A 14,553-nucleotide genomic window follows, 5' to 3' on the forward strand; every position below is an offset into this window, starting at 1 on the left:
ACGACGCGGCACTCTGTCCACCGGTGTCACTGCAAATGCGCGAGGAAGTCGTTCAGGTCCACGGTATGGTGGTGGATATGCTCGGCGGGGTCGGGTTTGGGGGCGACATGCACGGTGCGCATCCCCATCTCGTGCGGCGCGGCGAGGTTGCGGGGATCATCCTCGAACATGGCGGCGCGGGTCGGGTCCAACCCGTCCTTTGCAAAAACCAGGTCGAAGGCCTCGCGCTCCGGCTTGGGGCGGAACGCGGCGTGTTCCACGCCGTAGATCGCATCGAACAGGCCGGACAGGCCGCGATGCTCCAACACGCGGCGGGCATAGGGCTCGGTCCCGTTGGTATAGACAATCCGGCGACCCGGCAGGGCGCGGATATGGGCGGCTAGTTCGGCGTCCGGGGCCAGCACGGTAAAGTCGATCTCGTGCACCTCGGTCAGATAGGGGCCGGGGTCGACATCGTGGTGCCGCATTAGCCCCGCCAGCGTTGTGCCATGCTCGCGCCAGTACTTGACGCGCAGCCGGTTCGCCTCGGCCTCGTCCACGCCGAGCGCGCGCATCACCCAGTCCGTCATGCGGATGTTGATCTGGTCGAACAGCGCCATCTCGGGCGGGTAGAGCGTGTTGTCGAGGTCGAAGACCCAGGTCTCGACATGCGCGAAATGCGGTTTGGGGCATGGTGTGGTCATGAGGAATGGCTTAGGGCGAGGGGCGGGCGACGTCCAGAGCCATCACCGGGTGTGCCATTGCATGCTCTGGACAAGGGCCGGGGCGGTGCCTAGCGTGACGCCGCATCACAAGGAAAGACGTAAAATGAAACTGAACGGCGAGCCGCACAAGGATGCGTATGACCTGATCCTCGAAGCGATCGACTCGGGTGTCTATCGGCCCGGATCGCGGCTTGTCGAAAGCGAGTTGGCCGAGCGGTTCGGCGTCAGCCGGACCCCGATCCGCGAGGCCTTGCAGCGGCTTGAGACGCAAAGCCTGCTGACGCGGGATGGCCGGTCGCTGATCGTGGCCTCGCTGGATCACGCGCAGACGGCCGAGCTTTATGCGGTGCGCCAGGAACTGGAGGGGCTGGCCGCGAAGCTGGCCGCCCAGCACGCCGCGCAGGAAGAGATCGCGGTGCTGCGCGACATGGTCGAGGCCGACCGTGCCTTGCTGAATGACCCCGAGGCGCTGGCGCGGGCCAACCGGCGCTTTCACCACCAGATCCACCTGGCCAGCCACAACCGCTACCTCGTGCAGCAGTTGGACCTCGTGTACCGCTCGATGGCGCTGATGGCGCGGACGTCGCTGGCGGCGGCCGGGCGCGGGGAAAAGGCGCTGGAGGAACATATGGCCATCGTCGATGCCATCGCCGAGCGGGATGGCGAGCGGGCCGCGCAGGTTCTGAAGGATCACCTGTCCATCGCCTTTGTCGTGCGGCTCAAGGAAGAAGCCGAGAAGGATTGAGGCGGGCGCGGCTGGCTCGTGTCGCCGGCCTCGATCTCGGCATTGCCGCCGAATTGACCATGCTCCGTCTTGGCCCAGAAGAACGGGCGGAACAGGGTCTCGAACACCGCGCGCCACGCTGCTGCGATGCCGAGGATGTAATAGAACTCCATCAGCGGGGCAAAGACGCGTTGCCGGCGCAGATGCGGGGCGCGGCAGCCGACAAGGGCGACCAGGAACGTGACGCCGGTCCCGAAAAGCATCGTGGCGAAAAGGGGCGGGTACCACGCGGGCGGCATGTAGGGGTCAAGCGGGTGCGAGAGGCCGAAAAGCTTGATCCCGAAGCTCCATAGAAGCGGCGCCAGGAAGAACCCCAACACCGCCGAGAGGATCTGCACCTGCAGCCCGAGGAAACGCCAGGTCCCCAGGTCGCGCCACAGCGAAACCGGGCGGCGCATCGCGGTGGCCCATGTGACGAGATACCCTTTCAGCCAGCGGGAGCGCTGCCTGATCCAGGGTCGGATGGCGGCGTTCGCCTCTTCGAAGGTGGTGGTCTCGACGATCTCGGTCCGATGTCCCGCGCGGGCGAGGCGCAAGCCAAGCTCGGCATCCTCGGTCACGTTATGCGCGTCCCAGCCGCCGACGGCCTCCAGCACCTCGCGCCGCAGGAAGAGCGTTGTGCCGCCAAGCGGAACCACAAGGCCGAGGCGCTGCACGCCGGGCAGAAGCACGCGGAACCAGCTGGCATATTCCACGGTGAACATGCGCGCGATCCAGTTATGCGTGCTGTTGTGATAATCGAGCTGCCCCTGGAGGCAGGCGACGTTGGGCGCAACCTCGGCGAAGCGGTGCACGATGCGCGTGATCTGGTCGGGGTCGGGGCGGTCCTCGGCATCGTAGATGCCGATGATCGTGCCGCGCGCATAGTTCAGCGCGTAGTTCAGGGCGCGGGGCTTCGTGCGCGGCGTGCCGGGGGGCACCCGGATCGCGCGGATATGCGGAGGCAGGTGCGTGGCGGCCAGCGCCGCGCTGGTGATCGCGTCATCCTCCTCGACGCAGAGGATCACGTCCAGCCGCTCGGGCGGGTAATCGAGCCGGGCCAGCCGCCGGACGAGATGGCTGGCGATTTCAGCTTCGCGGTAGAGCGGCACGAGGACCGTCACCACGGGCAGGCGCAGCAGCGTAGGGGCGGCGCCCTCGGGCCGGGGCGGGCGTTTGCCGATCAGCGTGGCGCCGAGCGACAGGAGTTTCAGCGTCAGGTTCGCGGCGTAGACAAGGATCGCAAGGCCCATGGCGCCCACGATCGCCACACCCGGTTGCAGGACTGCAAGCGCGGCCAGAAGCATCGCCACGAGATAGGCGCGGCCCGCCAGGCTGCGCGGGTTCCAGACCCGGCAGGAATGTTCCTCGGGGGCGCGGCCCTCGGCCTCGCGGGCGAGCTTGGCCCCGTAGGCGTCATGCTGGGCCGACGCGATCTTCTCGCGGCTGGCGAGGACGGGAAGAAGGCGCATGCCCGGCGGCAGGTCCTGTTCAAGCTGCGTCAAGAGGTCGGGGCGCGCCGTGGCCACGACGAGGGCAGACCCGGCCCGCCGCCACGGGATCGCCTCGGCCCCGATCGCGCGTTCGGCGGGAACGGAGCCGGCCAGTGCCGGGTCGGGCGCGTCGCTGTGGAGGTCGACGATGGCCGTGCCGTAAAGCTGACTGAGGGCGGAGAGCAGTTCGGCCTCGCTGATCAGGTCGCGCGCTTGCAGGATGCGCCCGAGGGGCAGGGCCAGCGTGCGCGTTGCCGCGCGGGCGTCGTTCACCTGCGCGACGGTCGCAAGGCCGCGCCCGACCAGGATCGCGGCGAGGCGATCATCGAAGGTGCCGGGCGGCGTATCGTAAGGGTCGCATTGCACCGCGACCGAGGATGCGGCCGCGCCGACACCCTGTCCGGAGCCCGAAACATCCCACGCATGGCTGGCGCGGTTTCCCTCGGTTTCCGGTTTTCCCGTGTTCATCAACCCGTGCGCCAGTTGTCCCGTGGATGTTCAGCAACAATCCACAGAATAACTCACAGAGGTTAACGTGCCGTTAACGCCGTTGCAGTTTTCACGCCCGTCTCAGGCCTTGACGCTGGCGTGCTCTCGCACGGCGGCGGCAAAGCGTTCGAACAGGTAGAAGCTGTCCTGCGGGCCGGGGCTGGCCTCGGGGTGGTGCTGCACGGAAAAGACCGGGCGGTCGGCCATGCGAAGCCCGCAATTCGACCCGTCGAAGAGCGAGACATGCGTTTGGATCACGCCCTCGGGCAGGGTCTGGCTGTCGACGGTGAAGCCGTGGTTCATCGAGGTGATCTCGACCTTGCCGCTTTCCACGTCCTTGACGGGATGGTTCGCGCCGTGATGGCCGTGGTTCATCTTGACCGTCTTGGCGCCGAGCGCGAGGGCGAGCATCTGGTGGCCGAGGCAGATCCCGAAGACGGGCAGGCCGGCGTCCAGCACGCCCTTGATCGCGGGAACCGCGTATTCCCCCGTCGCCGCCGGATCGCCCGGGCCGTTCGACAGGAAGACGCCGTCGGGCGACTGGGCCAGAACCTCTTCGGCGGTGGTGGCGGCGGGCATCACCGTCACGTCGCAGCCTGCGCTGGCAAGACACCGCAGGATGTTGCGCTTGGCGCCGTAGTCGATGGCCACGACCTTGGGCGCTGGGCCTTCGCGCCTGGTGTAGCCCTCGGGCCAGGCCCACCGCATCTCGTCCCAGCGGTAGGATTGGGCGCAGGTGACGTCCTTGGCGAGGTCCAGCCCTTCAAGCCCCGCAAAGCCGCGCGCGGCGGCGACCAGCGCTTCGAGGTCGAACTTGCCCTCGGGGTCATGGGCCAGCGCCACGTGGGGCGCGCCCTGCTGCCGGATGGCGCGGGTCAGGCGCCGGGTGTCCAGCCCGCCGATACAGACGCGCCCGGTCTTTTCCAGCCAGTCGACGAGATGGCCCGTCGCGCGCCAGTTCGACGGATCGGTCGGGTCCCATTTCACGACCATGCCCTCGGCCACGGGATCGGCGGTTTCGTCATCTTCCGGCGTGACGCCGGTATTGCCGATATGGGGGAAGGTGAAGGTCACGATCTGCCCGGCATAGGACGGATCGGTCATGATCTCCTGGTAGCCGGTCATGGCGGTGTTGAAGCACAGTTCCGCCACGCGGGTGCCGGTGGCCCCGAATCCGCGGCCGTAAAAGATCGTCCCGTCGGCGAGGGCGAGGCAGGCGGTGGGCGTCTTGGGCATGGGATCTCTCCGGTGGCAGCTGGCGGCAGGCAAATCGATGCGGGTTTAAGGATCGCGGCCGGTGCGGTCAAGCCACGGCGGTGTGCGATGCCGCGCTGCGGCGGGGGGAGTTGTGAGCGCGTGCCCTTTTCCCTATCTAGGCGCCTTGGATAGTCCTGAAAGGGGGCGGAACACGATGAGCCAGACAGTCAACACTGGCGGGAACGGGGGCACGCTGCGCGAGCGGATCACCACCGGCCTGAAAGATGCCATGCGCGAGAAGGACCAGACGCGGCTGTCGACGCTGCGCCTGATCAATGCCGCGATCAAGGACCAGGACATCGCGGCGCGCGCCAAGGGCAATGCCGATGGCGTGGGCGAGGCGGATTTGCTGGGGATTCTCGGCAAGATGGTCAAGCAGCGCCAGGAAAGCGCCCGCGCCTACGAGGAAGGCGGGCGGCTGGAACTGGCCGAAAAGGAGCGCGAGGAAATCGCGGTGATCGAGACCTACCTGCCGCGCCAGCTGGACGAGGACGAGGTCGCGGCGGCCATCGACGAGGCGATCGCCGAGACCGAGGCGACCAGCCTGCGCGACATGGGCAAGGTCATGGGCGTGCTGAAGGGCAAGTATACCGGCCAGATCGATTTCGGCGCGGTCGGCCCGATGGTGAAAGAGCGCCTGAGCTAAGATCACGCCCCGGCTCCCTCGATGGGCGCCGGGGTGGGTCATTTCCGCGGTAAGGTCAGGTCGGGAGGGGGCGCAACTCGCGCACCAGCGTCGATTTGAGCTGGCTGCGTTCGCCCGGTGTCAGGAACGACCCGAGTTCCACCTCGCGCCCGCCGCCCGACAGCGTCAGGTAGTTGGGCACCGGCCCCCCTTTCCCATGCAGAGAGACGCGGACCCAGTAGGGATTGGCCTCCCAGTCCAGTGGGGTGGCGCGGCGTGGCTCGTGCCGCTCGATCCGGATCAGATCGTCCCAGATCGTGATCTCCTCGAACAGCTCCATGTCGCGCCAGGAGCGTTTCAGCGAGAACCAGATCCCGGCGATGGCCGCGCCCATGAACGGCAAAAGCGCCCAGAAGACCGACGTGCCGAGCACGGGAAGAAGCGGCACGGCGATCAGGGCCGCCGTGACGCCGATGAACCAGACGAACCCTTCGGGTGTCAGCGACTTGTGCGGGGTCAGCAGAAGCTGGAGACGCGGCGCGCCGCGGCCCTCGCCCCCCTCCCCGGACGAGAAGGCCCCGGACGATGCCGGGGCCTCCTGTCTGTAATGCGTTTGGATCGGCATGGCCCCTCAGTGGTGCGGCTGGCGATCCCACATCTCGCGCGTCGGCAGCTCCTCGAAGGTGTGCTCCGGCGGCGGGTTGGGCAGGGTCCATTCCAGCGTATCCGCATGCTCGCCCCAGTAGGCCGGTTCCTCGACACGGCGGCCGGCGAAGAGCGCGTAGGCCACGATCCCGAGGAAGAACAGGAACGATGCGAAGGACAGGAAGGCGCCGATCGACGAGACGTAGTTCCAGGTGGCGAAGGCCTCCGGGTAGTCGATGTAGCGGCGCGGCATGCCCTGGCGACCCAGGAAGTGCTGCGGGAAGAAGGTAAGGTTGGCACCGATGAAGAACAGCCAGAAGTGCAGCTTGCCGGCCCATTCCGGGTACTGCCGGCCCGACATCTTGCCGAACCAGTAGTAGATGCCCGCGAAGATGCCGAACACGGCCCCGAGGCTCATCACGTAGTGGAAGTGGGCCACGACGTAGTAGGTGTCGTGATAGGCCCGGTCCACACCGGCCTGGCTCAGGATGATGCCCGTCACACCGCCGACCGTGAAGAGGAAGATGAAGCCGATGGCGAACAGCATGGGCGTCTTGAACTCGATCGAGCCCTGCCACATCGTGGCGATCCAGCTGAAGATCTTGATGCCCGTGGGCACCGCGATCACCATCGTGGCGACCATGAAATAGGCCTGCTGCGTCAGGGTCATGCCCACGGTGTACATGTGGTGCGCCCAGACGACGAAGCCCAGGCCGCCGATCGCCACCAGCGCGTAGACCATCGGCAGGTAGCCGAAGATCGGCTTCTTCGAGAAGGTCGAGACCACGTGGCTGATGATGCCGAAGGCAGGCAGGATCACGATGTAGACCTCGGGGTGCCCGAAGAACCAGAAGATGTGCTGGAACAGGACCGGGTCACCGCCGCCCGACACGTCGAAGAAGGTCGTGCCGAAGTTGCGGTCGGTCAGCAGCATGGTGATGGCGCCCGCCAGAACCGGCAGCGACAGCAGAAGCAGCCATGCCGTGACGAAGATCGACCATGCAAACAGCGGCACTTTGTGCAGCGTCATGCCCGGGGCACGCATGTTCAGGAAGGTGGTGATGAAGTTGATCGAGCCGAGGATCGAGCTGGCGCCCGACACGTGCACGGCGAAGATCGCGAAGTCCACGGCGCGGCTGGTTGCGGCGTCCTGCCACGACAGCGGCGGGTAGAACGTCCAGCCCGGACCGGCGCCGCCGTCGATGAACACGGCGCAGAAGGCCAGCGCGGTGCCCGCGACATAGAGCCAGTAGGACAGGTTGTTCAGACGCGGGAACGCCATGTCCGGCGCGCCGATCATCAGCGGCATGAAGTAGTTGCCGAAGCCGCCGAACAGCGCGGGAATAACCACGAAGAACATCATCAGGACGCCGTGACCGGTGATCAGGACGTTCCAAAGATGCCCGTCGGGCGAACCGTCAAGCTGGTCGCGCAGTGCAAGCAGGGTCGACGCCTCGGCCGGGTTGGCCGATGCGGCGGCGGCGTCGAGGACGTCGATCACTTCGGCGCGGAGCGAACCGTCGATGACCACGCGGGCCTCGTCCCCGGTGCCCGACGCGGCACCCAGGATCGAGCCCTGAAGGCTGGACAACTGATCGGCGAAGGCGTTGGCGCCGCCACCGGCCGTGGCCAGGGCCTCACCGGCGCGGGTGAAGATGCTCTCGATCATCCCCGGAGCGCCTTCGAAGGCGACGTACATGTACTGCACGCCGGGCTCCATCAGCTCCATCCGCATGTAAACGGTGAAGATCACCGAAACGAGGCCGACAAGCCCCGCGGTGAAGAGATATAGAAGCCCGATATCCTTGTGGTTGGTGGACATGAACCACCGGGTTAAAAAGCCCGGCCGCTCGTGGTCATGCCCTGAAAGGGTGGCGTCTGCCATGGTCGTCTCCCGTCAGTATTCTGCACGGGTGGTGTCGACAGAATCCTCCCCGCGCGTTTCCTCTGGGCTTCGTTCTATCAGGGCGGTCGTTGACGGCGCAACGCATACGCGTCAATCGGCCACACGTTTCGGGCGAAAAACTTGTCCCAGATCAAAGCGCGGCAGTGGCGGCGGTTCCGGCGGTCAGGATCACGCCCAGGGCGAGGGTCATGGGCACGCCCGCGACGATAGCCCAGAGGCCATCGCGGGTCAGGATGGCGAACCCCGTCAAGACCACGGCCATCGCCATGAGCGAGGAGGAAAACGGCAACAATTCCATGAACGGCATGGCAAGGCCGCCCAAACCGCACAGCAGCAAGAGGACCCGTGACATGGGCGGGTCCGTCAGCACGCGCAGACGCGGACGGCTTTGCCGATCGAGAAACCGCGCAAGCGGTCGCAGCTTGTCCACCGCGCGGGCGAGCCGGTCGCGGGGCACCGAGCGTTGGCAGAGCCATTTCGGCAACCACAGGCTGTTTCGCCCGGCGGCCAGTTGCAGCGCGATCCCGGCGATGGTGAGGCCCGCGAAACTGGACAGAAGCGGGATCCCCGACAGTGGCGAGACGACGATCAGGGCAACGGTGATCAGCACCGGCAGCACCCCGGCCCGCCCGAAAGCGTGCAGAACCGTTTGCAGGGTGGGCGGTTTCGTTGCGTGATCGTTCAGATCGGCGACATCGTTAAGCAGGTCGGTCAGGCTCTGCGGGGCATAGTCGGCCTGCGATGTGGGCGCGATATCGGGCATCAGGCCTCCTGTGGTGCGGCCCGTGGGTGCGCGCGCAGCGCCGGGCCTCTGGGTTCAGGAGGGCAACGTGGTGATGGATCGGATGGTTCCGTGGCCGGTTGCCGCGGCGCGGTCAGGAGACCTGGTCGCTTGTGAACACCTCGTCGAAGGTGCGTTTCAGGGCGACGTCGAGGTCGTCCATCGTCACCAGCAGGCCCAGGTCGACAAGGCTGGTGACCCCGTGTCCCGAGATGCCGCAGGGCACGATCCCGTCGAAATGGTCGAGGTCGGGGTCCACGTTGATCGAGATGCCGTGGAAGCTGACCCATTTGCGGATGCGCACGCCGATGGCGGCGATCTTGTCCTCGCGCGGGGTGCCGTCGGGCAGGGGGGGCTTCTCGGGGCGGGCGACCCAGACGCCGACGCGACCGGGGCGGATCTCTCCGCGGAGGTTGAACTCGGCCAGCGCCGCGATGACCCAGGTCTCGAGGCTGGTGACGAAGCGGCGGATGTCGCGGCCGCGCTTGTTCAGGTCCAGCAGGACATAGGCCACGCGCTGTCCCGGCCCGTGATAGGTGTATTGCCCGCCGCGCCGCGTCTCGTAGACCGGAAAGCGGTCGGGCATGCGCAGATCGGCCGGATTGGCCGAGGTTCCGGCGGTGTAGAGCGGCGGATGTTCCAGCAGCCAGATGCACTCGCCCGCCTCGCCGCGCGCGATGGCGTCGGCGCGGGCCTCCATCCAGGCGACGGCTTCGGGGTAGGGGACGGGGGCGTCCGATGTGATCCATTCGACCATGGCGGCGATATGCCCCGCGCGAACGGGTTTGTCACCACTCCGCAGCGCGGTTTCGAAAGGTAGGGTTTTCCGGAAATGCCCCAAATTCCCTCTTAGCCGGGAAAAATCCTGTGCTACGCTTCCCCGAGGGTATCCTTTGCTCGCATTACCTCGGAGGGACAAAAGACATGTTCGCGAAATTCCTGACCAGCGCCAGCCTGATCGCCGCCCTGGCCATTGCACCGGCCGACCGGGCCGAGGCGGATGCCGCCGACTTTATCGGCGGCGCCATTATCGGCGGGGTCCTGGGTCACGCCCTGACGCAGGGGCAGCGCCCGCGCCCGGCAACCGGCACGCGCGTCGTGCGCCCCGGCATTCCCGCCACCCAGCAGGGCCGCGAAACGCAGACCGCTTTGAACTATTTCGGTTTCCAGGCGGGGACGGTTGACGGTCAGATCGGGCCGGGCACGCGGTCCGCGATCGAGCGTTTCCAGTCGGCCATGGGCTACCCGGTGAACGGGCGCGAGTTCTCGTCCTACCAGTTCGATTTCCTGATGGACGCCTATTTCTGGGCGACCAACCAGGGCGGTGCACAGCAGACCGGCCTGCGCGGCCAGTCGCTGCTTTACGCCTATCGCGACAGCCTGCAGGGCGGGCCGGTGCAAAGCGGCTTCCCGCAGCCGCAACCGACGCAGCCTGCCACGACCGTGATCGTGAACCCCGCGCAACCGACGCCGGTTCAGCCCGCACCGGCGGCCGAGGCCGGGATGCCGAACCTCTTTGCAAACGCGCAGCCGCAGATGTCGCTGGCCAATAGCTGCAACGCGGTGATGCTGCAGACCTCGTCGAATGGCGGCTACGTGACGCTCGCCACCCTGTCCGAACCGGGGCAGGCCATGTCCGAGCAGTTCTGCGTCGCGCGCACCTACGCGATGGCCCGCGGCGAAGAGTTGATGGGCCAGATTGCGGGCCTGACGCAGGCGCAGATCGCCGAGCAGTGCGGCACATTCGCGGCCATGCTGTCGGACGAGATCGACCGCCTGTCGCTGATCGACCGCGCCCCGCTGGTCAGCGAGATGCAGACGGTTGTGGCCGGGACCGGCGTTGCCCCGGCGGACCTTGCCGCGACCGCGCGGGTCTGCCTGGCGGTGGGCTACGCGCAGGACAACATGCGCATGGCGGTCGGCTCGGCGCTGACGCTGGTGGCCTTGGGTGAACCGGCCTATGGCGAGTTGCTGGGCCACCACCTGCGCGAAGGCTTCGGCGCGAACACCCGCCGTGACTTGGCCGTTCAGTGGTACGATGCCTCGATCCGCGCGCTGGAGCAGGGGGCGGATGCGGCCTTCATGCCCGGTCAGCCCGAACGCACGCCACTGCTGCGCGCCGCGCTGATGCGGATGCAGGGCGCGCAAGGGGCCGCGGCCCCGGTTCCGGCGACCCAGCCCGTGCCGGTTCCGGTGCCCAGCACGAACGCGATGCCGACCTTCCAGGTCAACCAGTAAGCCCCTTTCGCGGGTGAAACGGGGGCGGGCCCATGGTGGCCCGCCCCTGCTTTTTCGGGGATGCCCCGCCAGGGTGCAGATTTTTCACCGACCCCTCTTCACAAGGTCAAACCGCTCGGTTAAAGACCGCGCACCTACCGGGATCACGTGCGGTCGTGGCGGAATTGGTAGACGCGCAGCGTTGAGGTCGCTGTGGGGTAACTCCCGTGGAAGTTCGAGTCTTCTCGACCGCACCAATCACTCCAGAAGCGATAGATCAAACGCGCCTGCGGGCGGTCGTTTGGCGTGTCACGCCCGCCAGGGCGCGGGCGCGCGATTGATCTGGCCGAAGCGGCGCGCTTCAGTAGATCTCGTCACTCGGGATGTCGATCTGGTGGCCCTCACCAGCATCGAACAGGACGCGAAACGCGTCGCCGGGCTTGTCGAAGACAAACTCGCTGTTCTCGTCCATCGCGCCTTCGAGCACGATCGTGTCGGTGTCGCCATAGACGACCATGCGCACGCCCGAGGCCGAGGCGCCGTCCGAGAAGCCGCCCTCGCACAGAACGGTTCCGTCGCCATTGTCGTAGCAGGCGCAAACCGGCGTGTGGGCGGCGGCCGCCCCGGCCGAGAGGATGAGGATGGGAAGGGCAAACAGCGGACGCATCAGCATGACATACTCCTACTTGGTGCTTTCGGTCTCGGGTTGGGTAAAGGCGGTGGCGACCGGACAGGGGCCCGGTCCCGATGTCGCGCAGCCGCTGCAGTCGCCGCAGCTTCCGCCCGATTGGAACCGGCGCCGCTTTTTGAGGGCGCCGCGGACGAGGTAGGCGAGGGCAAGCGCGGACAGGAACAGGATGAGCGCGGTTTCCGGCAAGCGGCTGCCGGTTTCGGTGGCGAGGTCGATGGTCGGGGTCGTCATGGGGCCACATCCTCGATCTCGGGCGCGGCCCGCTGTCTCAGATCGGGCAGCCACGGTTTCGGCAGGGCGACGAGGAGCAGCAAGGCGAATGTACCCAGCCAGACCGCCGTCATCGTCTCAAGCCCGGTCAGGCCAAGTGCCGTTGCGCTTTGGAAGACAACCGAGGCGACGGTGAGGCCGAGGATCGTGGGAAAGACGATCGAAAAGACCATCCAGCCGGTCGATTGCGTCTGCACCCGCACCATGATGACGGTGGCAAGGCACGGCGGGTAGAGCGCAAAGAACAGCATCAATGCCACCGCGGAGAGCGCGGTGCGGCCCTCGGCGCGCTGCTGGTCTCCCATCCGGTCCTCGAGCGCGCGGTTCTCGCCCTCTTCCTGGTCGAACAGCACCCCGAGCGTCGCGACCGAGCTTTCGCGCGCGGCGAAGGAGGACAGGAGCGCGATGTTGATGCGCCAGTCGAAATCGGCGAATTGCGTCACCGGCTCCAGCCCGCGCCCGATATGGCCGAGGAAACTGCTCTCGATCCGTTCGGACTGCATCTCGCGGCGCAGCGTGTTGCGGGCATTGGCCAGATCGCGCATGGCGCTGAAGGCCGCGCGGTCGGCCTCGGCGCGGCCGCGCAGCACGAAGGGGGCGAATTGCGGGTGGTTGTCCCGAATGCCCTGGTCCAACGCCTCGGCCGCCGCGCGGCTGGACGCGTTCAGGCGGCGCGCCTTGTAGGTGCTGTGCACATTGACCAGCGAGACCAGGTCCTCGGGTGTTGCCACCGCGGCGAGGTTGGGGTTCCCCTCAAGCGCGGCGTAGAATTCTGCGATGACCGTTTCGCCGCGCACCTCATAGGCCGACATGCGATCCTCGGGCACGCCGGGGAATTGCAGCAGCACGTAGATCACCACGGCGATGGCGACGACCACGGTGCCGACCTTCTTGATATACATCCAGGTCCGGTCCGTGGCGCGGCGGGCGATGCCGGTCACGGTCGGCATATGGTAGCTGGGCAGTTCCATCACGAAAGGCGCCGTGGGCTGCGTGGCCAGCACCGAGGAGGTCAGCAGCTTGGCCACCAGAAGTGCGGCAAGTACTGTGATGGTCGAAAGATAGAACAGCATCAGCCCCTTGGCGTCGGGGAAGTAGATGTTGATCAGAAGGGTATAGAGCGGGATCTTGGCCATGCAGTTCATGAAGGGCACGGTCAGGATCGTCGCCAGCCGGGCGCGGGCGTCGGGGATGCCCTTGGTCGCCATCACGCCCGGCACCGCGCAGCCGCCCGCGAACACGCCGCCGAGGATGAAGGGCAGGGTGGACTGCCCATGCAGGCCGAAACGATGCAGGATACGGTCGAGGATGAAGGCGATGCGCGCCATGTAGCCCGAATCCTCCAGGATCGCGATCAGCGCGAAGAGGATCAGGAAGATCGGCACGTAGTTCAGTAGCGTGTTGACCGAATCCACGATCCAGAGCCCAAGCGACCGGATCTGCGGATCGACGAGGAAGCCCGCATCGGGAAGGATGCTGGCCGCCAGGGTGCGCAAGCCCGCAAGGAACGGCCAGGTGATATGGGTCAGTTCATAGCCCTGCACGATGGAAAGCTGGTAGATGACCCAGACCGTCGCGATCAGGAAGAGCGGCGCGACGAAGCGGTTGAGCAGCACCCGGTCGATCCGTTCCGAGACCGGAACCGTGCCATGCCTGGTGTCCTGCACGCAGTCGCCCAGGATCTCCGCCGCGCGCCGGTCGCGGGTCGCGCTGATATGATCTCCGGCGCTGAGGCCGTGGGCCTCTTCGAAGCGGGCGCGCATCGCGGCGGCGGCCTCGATCACGTCCGTTTGGCCAAGGCGGCTTACGCGTCCGATGGTTTCGCTGTCGTTTTCCAGCAGCTTGACCGCGTGCCAGCGCGACATCCGGCCATCGAGGCCGGGGATCGCGGAAAGGCGCGCGTGGAGCGCGGCCACGTCATCTTCAAGCGGGCCGTAGTTCAGGGTCGCGGGCACGGCCGTGGGGGCTTGGGCGGCCTCGGCGATGGCACCGCGCAGCTCCTTGCCGCCCTTGCCGGAGCGCCCCACCATGGGCACGACCGGCGCAGTCAGGCGCCGTGACAGGGCGGGCAGGTCGATGGCGAGGCCGCGGCGCCTGGCGGCATCCATCATGTTGACCGCCACGATGACGCGGAACCCCATCTCAAGCAGTTGGAAGGTCAGGGGCAGCGACCGCCGCAGGTTCGTGGCGTCCATCACGTTGACGATGACGTCGGGCGGCTCATCCAGCAGCACCTGGCGCGAGACACGCTCTTCCGGCGAGAAGGCCGAAAGACTGTAGGCGCCGGGCAGATCGGTCACGCCGTAACGCTGCCCCTGCCACATGTAGGTGCCGGATTTCTTGTCGACGGTCACGCCGGGATAGTTGGCGATATGCTGCTGCAGGCCCGTCAGGATGTTGAAAATCGTGGATTTTCCGCAGTTCTGCTGCCCGGCCAGCGCGATCCGGTGGTGATGTGACTCAGTCATCGCAGATCTCGACATGGCGGGCCTCGGCGCGGCGCAGGGCGATGAACGTATCGCCGACCTGCACCTCCAGCGGGTCGTTGAGCGGCGCGTTGCGCAGCACCCGGATCTCGCGGCCCGGCTGAAAGCCCAGATCGAGCAGCCGTTGCCGCGTCGGGCCATGGCCATGCAGCCGGCGGATCGTGCATTGCGATGACGGGGCGACCTGGTCGAGACTGAGCAGCGTGTCACAAGCCTCGGCCATCGG

14 protein-coding genes and 1 tRNA gene are annotated in these 14,553 nt (G+C 66.9%); 4 read left to right on the forward strand and 11 right to left on the reverse strand.

Annotated features, from left to right (window positions below):
• Nucleotides 1–26: 26 nt before the first annotated feature.
• The gene (locus ABD923_RS02150) at nt 27–683 is read right to left on the reverse strand and encodes a pyrimidine 5'-nucleotidase (protein WP_259546929.1); all 657 of its coding nucleotides are present in this window, start codon (nt 681–683) and stop codon (nt 27–29) included.
• A gap of 124 nt (nt 684–807) precedes the next feature.
• On the opposite strand from ABD923_RS02150, the gene ABD923_RS02155 reads away from it, so the two are divergent.
• Nucleotides 808–1,449, forward strand: coding sequence for a GntR family transcriptional regulator (locus tag ABD923_RS02155; protein WP_259546928.1), 642 nt, complete (start codon nt 808–810; stop codon nt 1,447–1,449).
• On the opposite strand, the gene ABD923_RS02160 is transcribed toward ABD923_RS02155, so the two are convergent.
• Both ABD923_RS02160 and carA read right to left on the reverse strand, forming a co-directional pair.
• Entirely contained in the window at nt 1,395–3,428 is a 2,034-nt protein-coding gene (locus tag ABD923_RS02160; RefSeq protein ID WP_259546927.1) for a glycosyltransferase, read from the reverse strand. The genes ABD923_RS02155 and ABD923_RS02160 overlap by 55 nt on opposite strands.
• Nucleotides 3,429–3,530: 102 nt before the next feature.
• Nucleotides 3,531–4,685: a glutamine-hydrolyzing carbamoyl-phosphate synthase small subunit gene (gene carA, locus ABD923_RS02165; RefSeq protein ID WP_259546926.1), complete on the reverse strand. Its 1,155-nt coding sequence runs from the start codon at nt 4,683–4,685 to the stop codon at nt 3,531–3,533.
• Nucleotides 4,686–4,860: 175 nt separating this feature from the next.
• Here carA and ABD923_RS02170 point away from each other — a divergent pair, with 175 nt between their 5' ends.
• The gene (locus ABD923_RS02170; protein WP_259546925.1) at nt 4,861–5,352 is read left to right on the forward strand and encodes a GatB/YqeY domain-containing protein; all 492 of its coding nucleotides are present in this window, start codon (nt 4,861–4,863) and stop codon (nt 5,350–5,352) included.
• Between the two features lie 55 nt (nt 5,353–5,407).
• On the opposite strand, the gene ABD923_RS02175 is transcribed toward ABD923_RS02170, so the two are convergent.
• The 4 genes from ABD923_RS02175 to lipB all read right to left on the reverse strand — a co-directional run bounded on the left by ABD923_RS02175 (nt 5,408) and on the right by lipB (nt 9,420).
• A complete protein-coding gene (locus tag ABD923_RS02175) occupies nt 5,408–5,956 on the reverse strand; it encodes a DUF2244 domain-containing protein (protein ID WP_259546923.1) in 549 nt (182 codons plus the stop codon).
• A 6-nt stretch (nt 5,957–5,962) separates the two neighbouring features.
• Nucleotides 5,963–7,861 carry a cytochrome c oxidase subunit I gene (locus ABD923_RS02180; protein WP_259546921.1) on the reverse strand — a complete coding sequence of 633 codons (1,899 nt, stop codon included), beginning with the start codon at nt 7,859–7,861 and terminating at the stop codon, nt 5,963–5,965.
• Nucleotides 7,862–8,012: 151 nt separating this feature from the next.
• The gene (locus ABD923_RS02185) at nt 8,013–8,645 is read right to left on the reverse strand and encodes an exopolysaccharide biosynthesis protein (protein WP_259546920.1); all 633 of its coding nucleotides are present in this window, start codon (nt 8,643–8,645) and stop codon (nt 8,013–8,015) included.
• Nucleotides 8,646–8,757: 112 nt separating this feature from the next.
• On the reverse strand, nt 8,758–9,420 hold the full coding sequence (lipB, locus tag ABD923_RS02190) for a lipoyl(octanoyl) transferase LipB (protein ID WP_259546919.1): 663 nt from the start codon (nt 9,418–9,420) through the stop codon (nt 8,758–8,760).
• A 167-nt stretch (nt 9,421–9,587) separates the two neighbouring features.
• Between lipB and ABD923_RS02195 the strand changes: the two genes are divergently transcribed.
• Together ABD923_RS02195 and ABD923_RS02200 are read left to right on the forward strand one after the other, a co-directional pair.
• Nucleotides 9,588–10,901, forward strand: coding sequence for a peptidoglycan-binding domain-containing protein (locus ABD923_RS02195; protein WP_259546918.1), 1,314 nt, complete (start codon nt 9,588–9,590; stop codon nt 10,899–10,901).
• Nucleotides 10,902–11,050: 149 nt separating this feature from the next.
• Nucleotides 11,051–11,137: transfer RNA gene (locus tag ABD923_RS02200), tRNA-Leu, on the forward strand.
• A gap of 104 nt (nt 11,138–11,241) precedes the next feature.
• Here ABD923_RS02200 and ABD923_RS02205 read toward each other — a convergent pair.
• The 4 genes from ABD923_RS02205 to ABD923_RS02220 are packed head-to-tail and all read right to left on the reverse strand — an operon-like array spanning nt 11,242 to nt 14,550.
• Nucleotides 11,242–11,553: a hypothetical protein gene (locus ABD923_RS02205; protein ID WP_259546917.1), complete on the reverse strand. Its 312-nt coding sequence runs from the start codon at nt 11,551–11,553 to the stop codon at nt 11,242–11,244.
• 9 nt (nt 11,554–11,562) lie between these two features.
• Nucleotides 11,563–11,802 carry a FeoB-associated Cys-rich membrane protein gene (locus ABD923_RS02210; RefSeq protein WP_259546916.1) on the reverse strand — a complete coding sequence of 80 codons (240 nt, stop codon included), beginning with the start codon at nt 11,800–11,802 and terminating at the stop codon, nt 11,563–11,565.
• Nucleotides 11,799–14,309 carry a ferrous iron transport protein B gene (gene feoB / locus ABD923_RS02215; protein WP_259546915.1) on the reverse strand — a complete coding sequence of 837 codons (2,511 nt, stop codon included), beginning with the start codon at nt 14,307–14,309 and terminating at the stop codon, nt 11,799–11,801. The genes ABD923_RS02210 and feoB overlap by 4 nt, the downstream gene beginning before the upstream one ends.
• Nucleotides 14,302–14,550 (reverse strand): FeoA family protein, encoded by a 249-nt coding sequence (locus ABD923_RS02220; RefSeq protein WP_259546914.1) that lies wholly within the window; start codon nt 14,548–14,550, stop codon nt 14,302–14,304. The genes feoB and ABD923_RS02220 overlap by 8 nt, the downstream gene beginning before the upstream one ends.
• Nucleotides 14,551–14,553 lie beyond the last annotated feature (3 nt).

It is taken from the genome of [Roseibacterium] beibuensis, from assembly GCF_039542305.1.
GTDB classification, from domain to species: Bacteria; Pseudomonadota; Alphaproteobacteria; order Rhodobacterales; family Rhodobacteraceae; genus Roseibacterium; species Roseibacterium beibuensis.

What these genes read in the sequence shown, in the direction of transcription:
- ABD923_RS02150 (WP_259546929.1), bottom strand. Translation starts at nt 683, where the DNA reads ATGACCACACCATGCCCCAAACCGCATTTCGCGCATGTCGAGACCTGG.
- ABD923_RS02155 (WP_259546928.1), top strand. Translation starts at nt 808, where the DNA reads ATGAAACTGAACGGCGAGCCGCACAAGGATGCGTATGACCTGATCCTC.
- ABD923_RS02160 (WP_259546927.1), bottom strand. Translation starts at nt 3,428, where the DNA reads ATGAACACGGGAAAACCGGAAACCGAGGGAAACCGCGCCAGCCATGCG.
- carA (WP_259546926.1), bottom strand. Translation starts at nt 4,685, where the DNA reads ATGCCCAAGACGCCCACCGCCTGCCTCGCCCTCGCCGACGGGACGATC.
- ABD923_RS02170 (WP_259546925.1), top strand. Translation starts at nt 4,861, where the DNA reads ATGAGCCAGACAGTCAACACTGGCGGGAACGGGGGCACGCTGCGCGAG.
- ABD923_RS02175 (WP_259546923.1), bottom strand. Translation starts at nt 5,956, where the DNA reads ATGCCGATCCAAACGCATTACAGACAGGAGGCCCCGGCATCGTCCGGG.
- ABD923_RS02180 (WP_259546921.1), bottom strand. Translation starts at nt 7,861, where the DNA reads ATGGCAGACGCCACCCTTTCAGGGCATGACCACGAGCGGCCGGGCTTT.
- ABD923_RS02185 (WP_259546920.1), bottom strand. Translation starts at nt 8,645, where the DNA reads ATGCCCGATATCGCGCCCACATCGCAGGCCGACTATGCCCCGCAGAGC.
- lipB (WP_259546919.1), bottom strand. Translation starts at nt 9,420, where the DNA reads ATGGTCGAATGGATCACATCGGACGCCCCCGTCCCCTACCCCGAAGCC.
- ABD923_RS02195 (WP_259546918.1), top strand. Translation starts at nt 9,588, where the DNA reads ATGTTCGCGAAATTCCTGACCAGCGCCAGCCTGATCGCCGCCCTGGCC.
- ABD923_RS02205 (WP_259546917.1), bottom strand. Translation starts at nt 11,553, where the DNA reads ATGCTGATGCGTCCGCTGTTTGCCCTTCCCATCCTCATCCTCTCGGCC.
- ABD923_RS02210 (WP_259546916.1), bottom strand. Translation starts at nt 11,802, where the DNA reads ATGACGACCCCGACCATCGACCTCGCCACCGAAACCGGCAGCCGCTTG.
- feoB (WP_259546915.1), bottom strand. Translation starts at nt 14,309, where the DNA reads ATGACTGAGTCACATCACCACCGGATCGCGCTGGCCGGGCAGCAGAAC.
- ABD923_RS02220 (WP_259546914.1), bottom strand. Translation starts at nt 14,550, where the DNA reads ATGGCCGAGGCTTGTGACACGCTGCTCAGTCTCGACCAGGTCGCCCCG.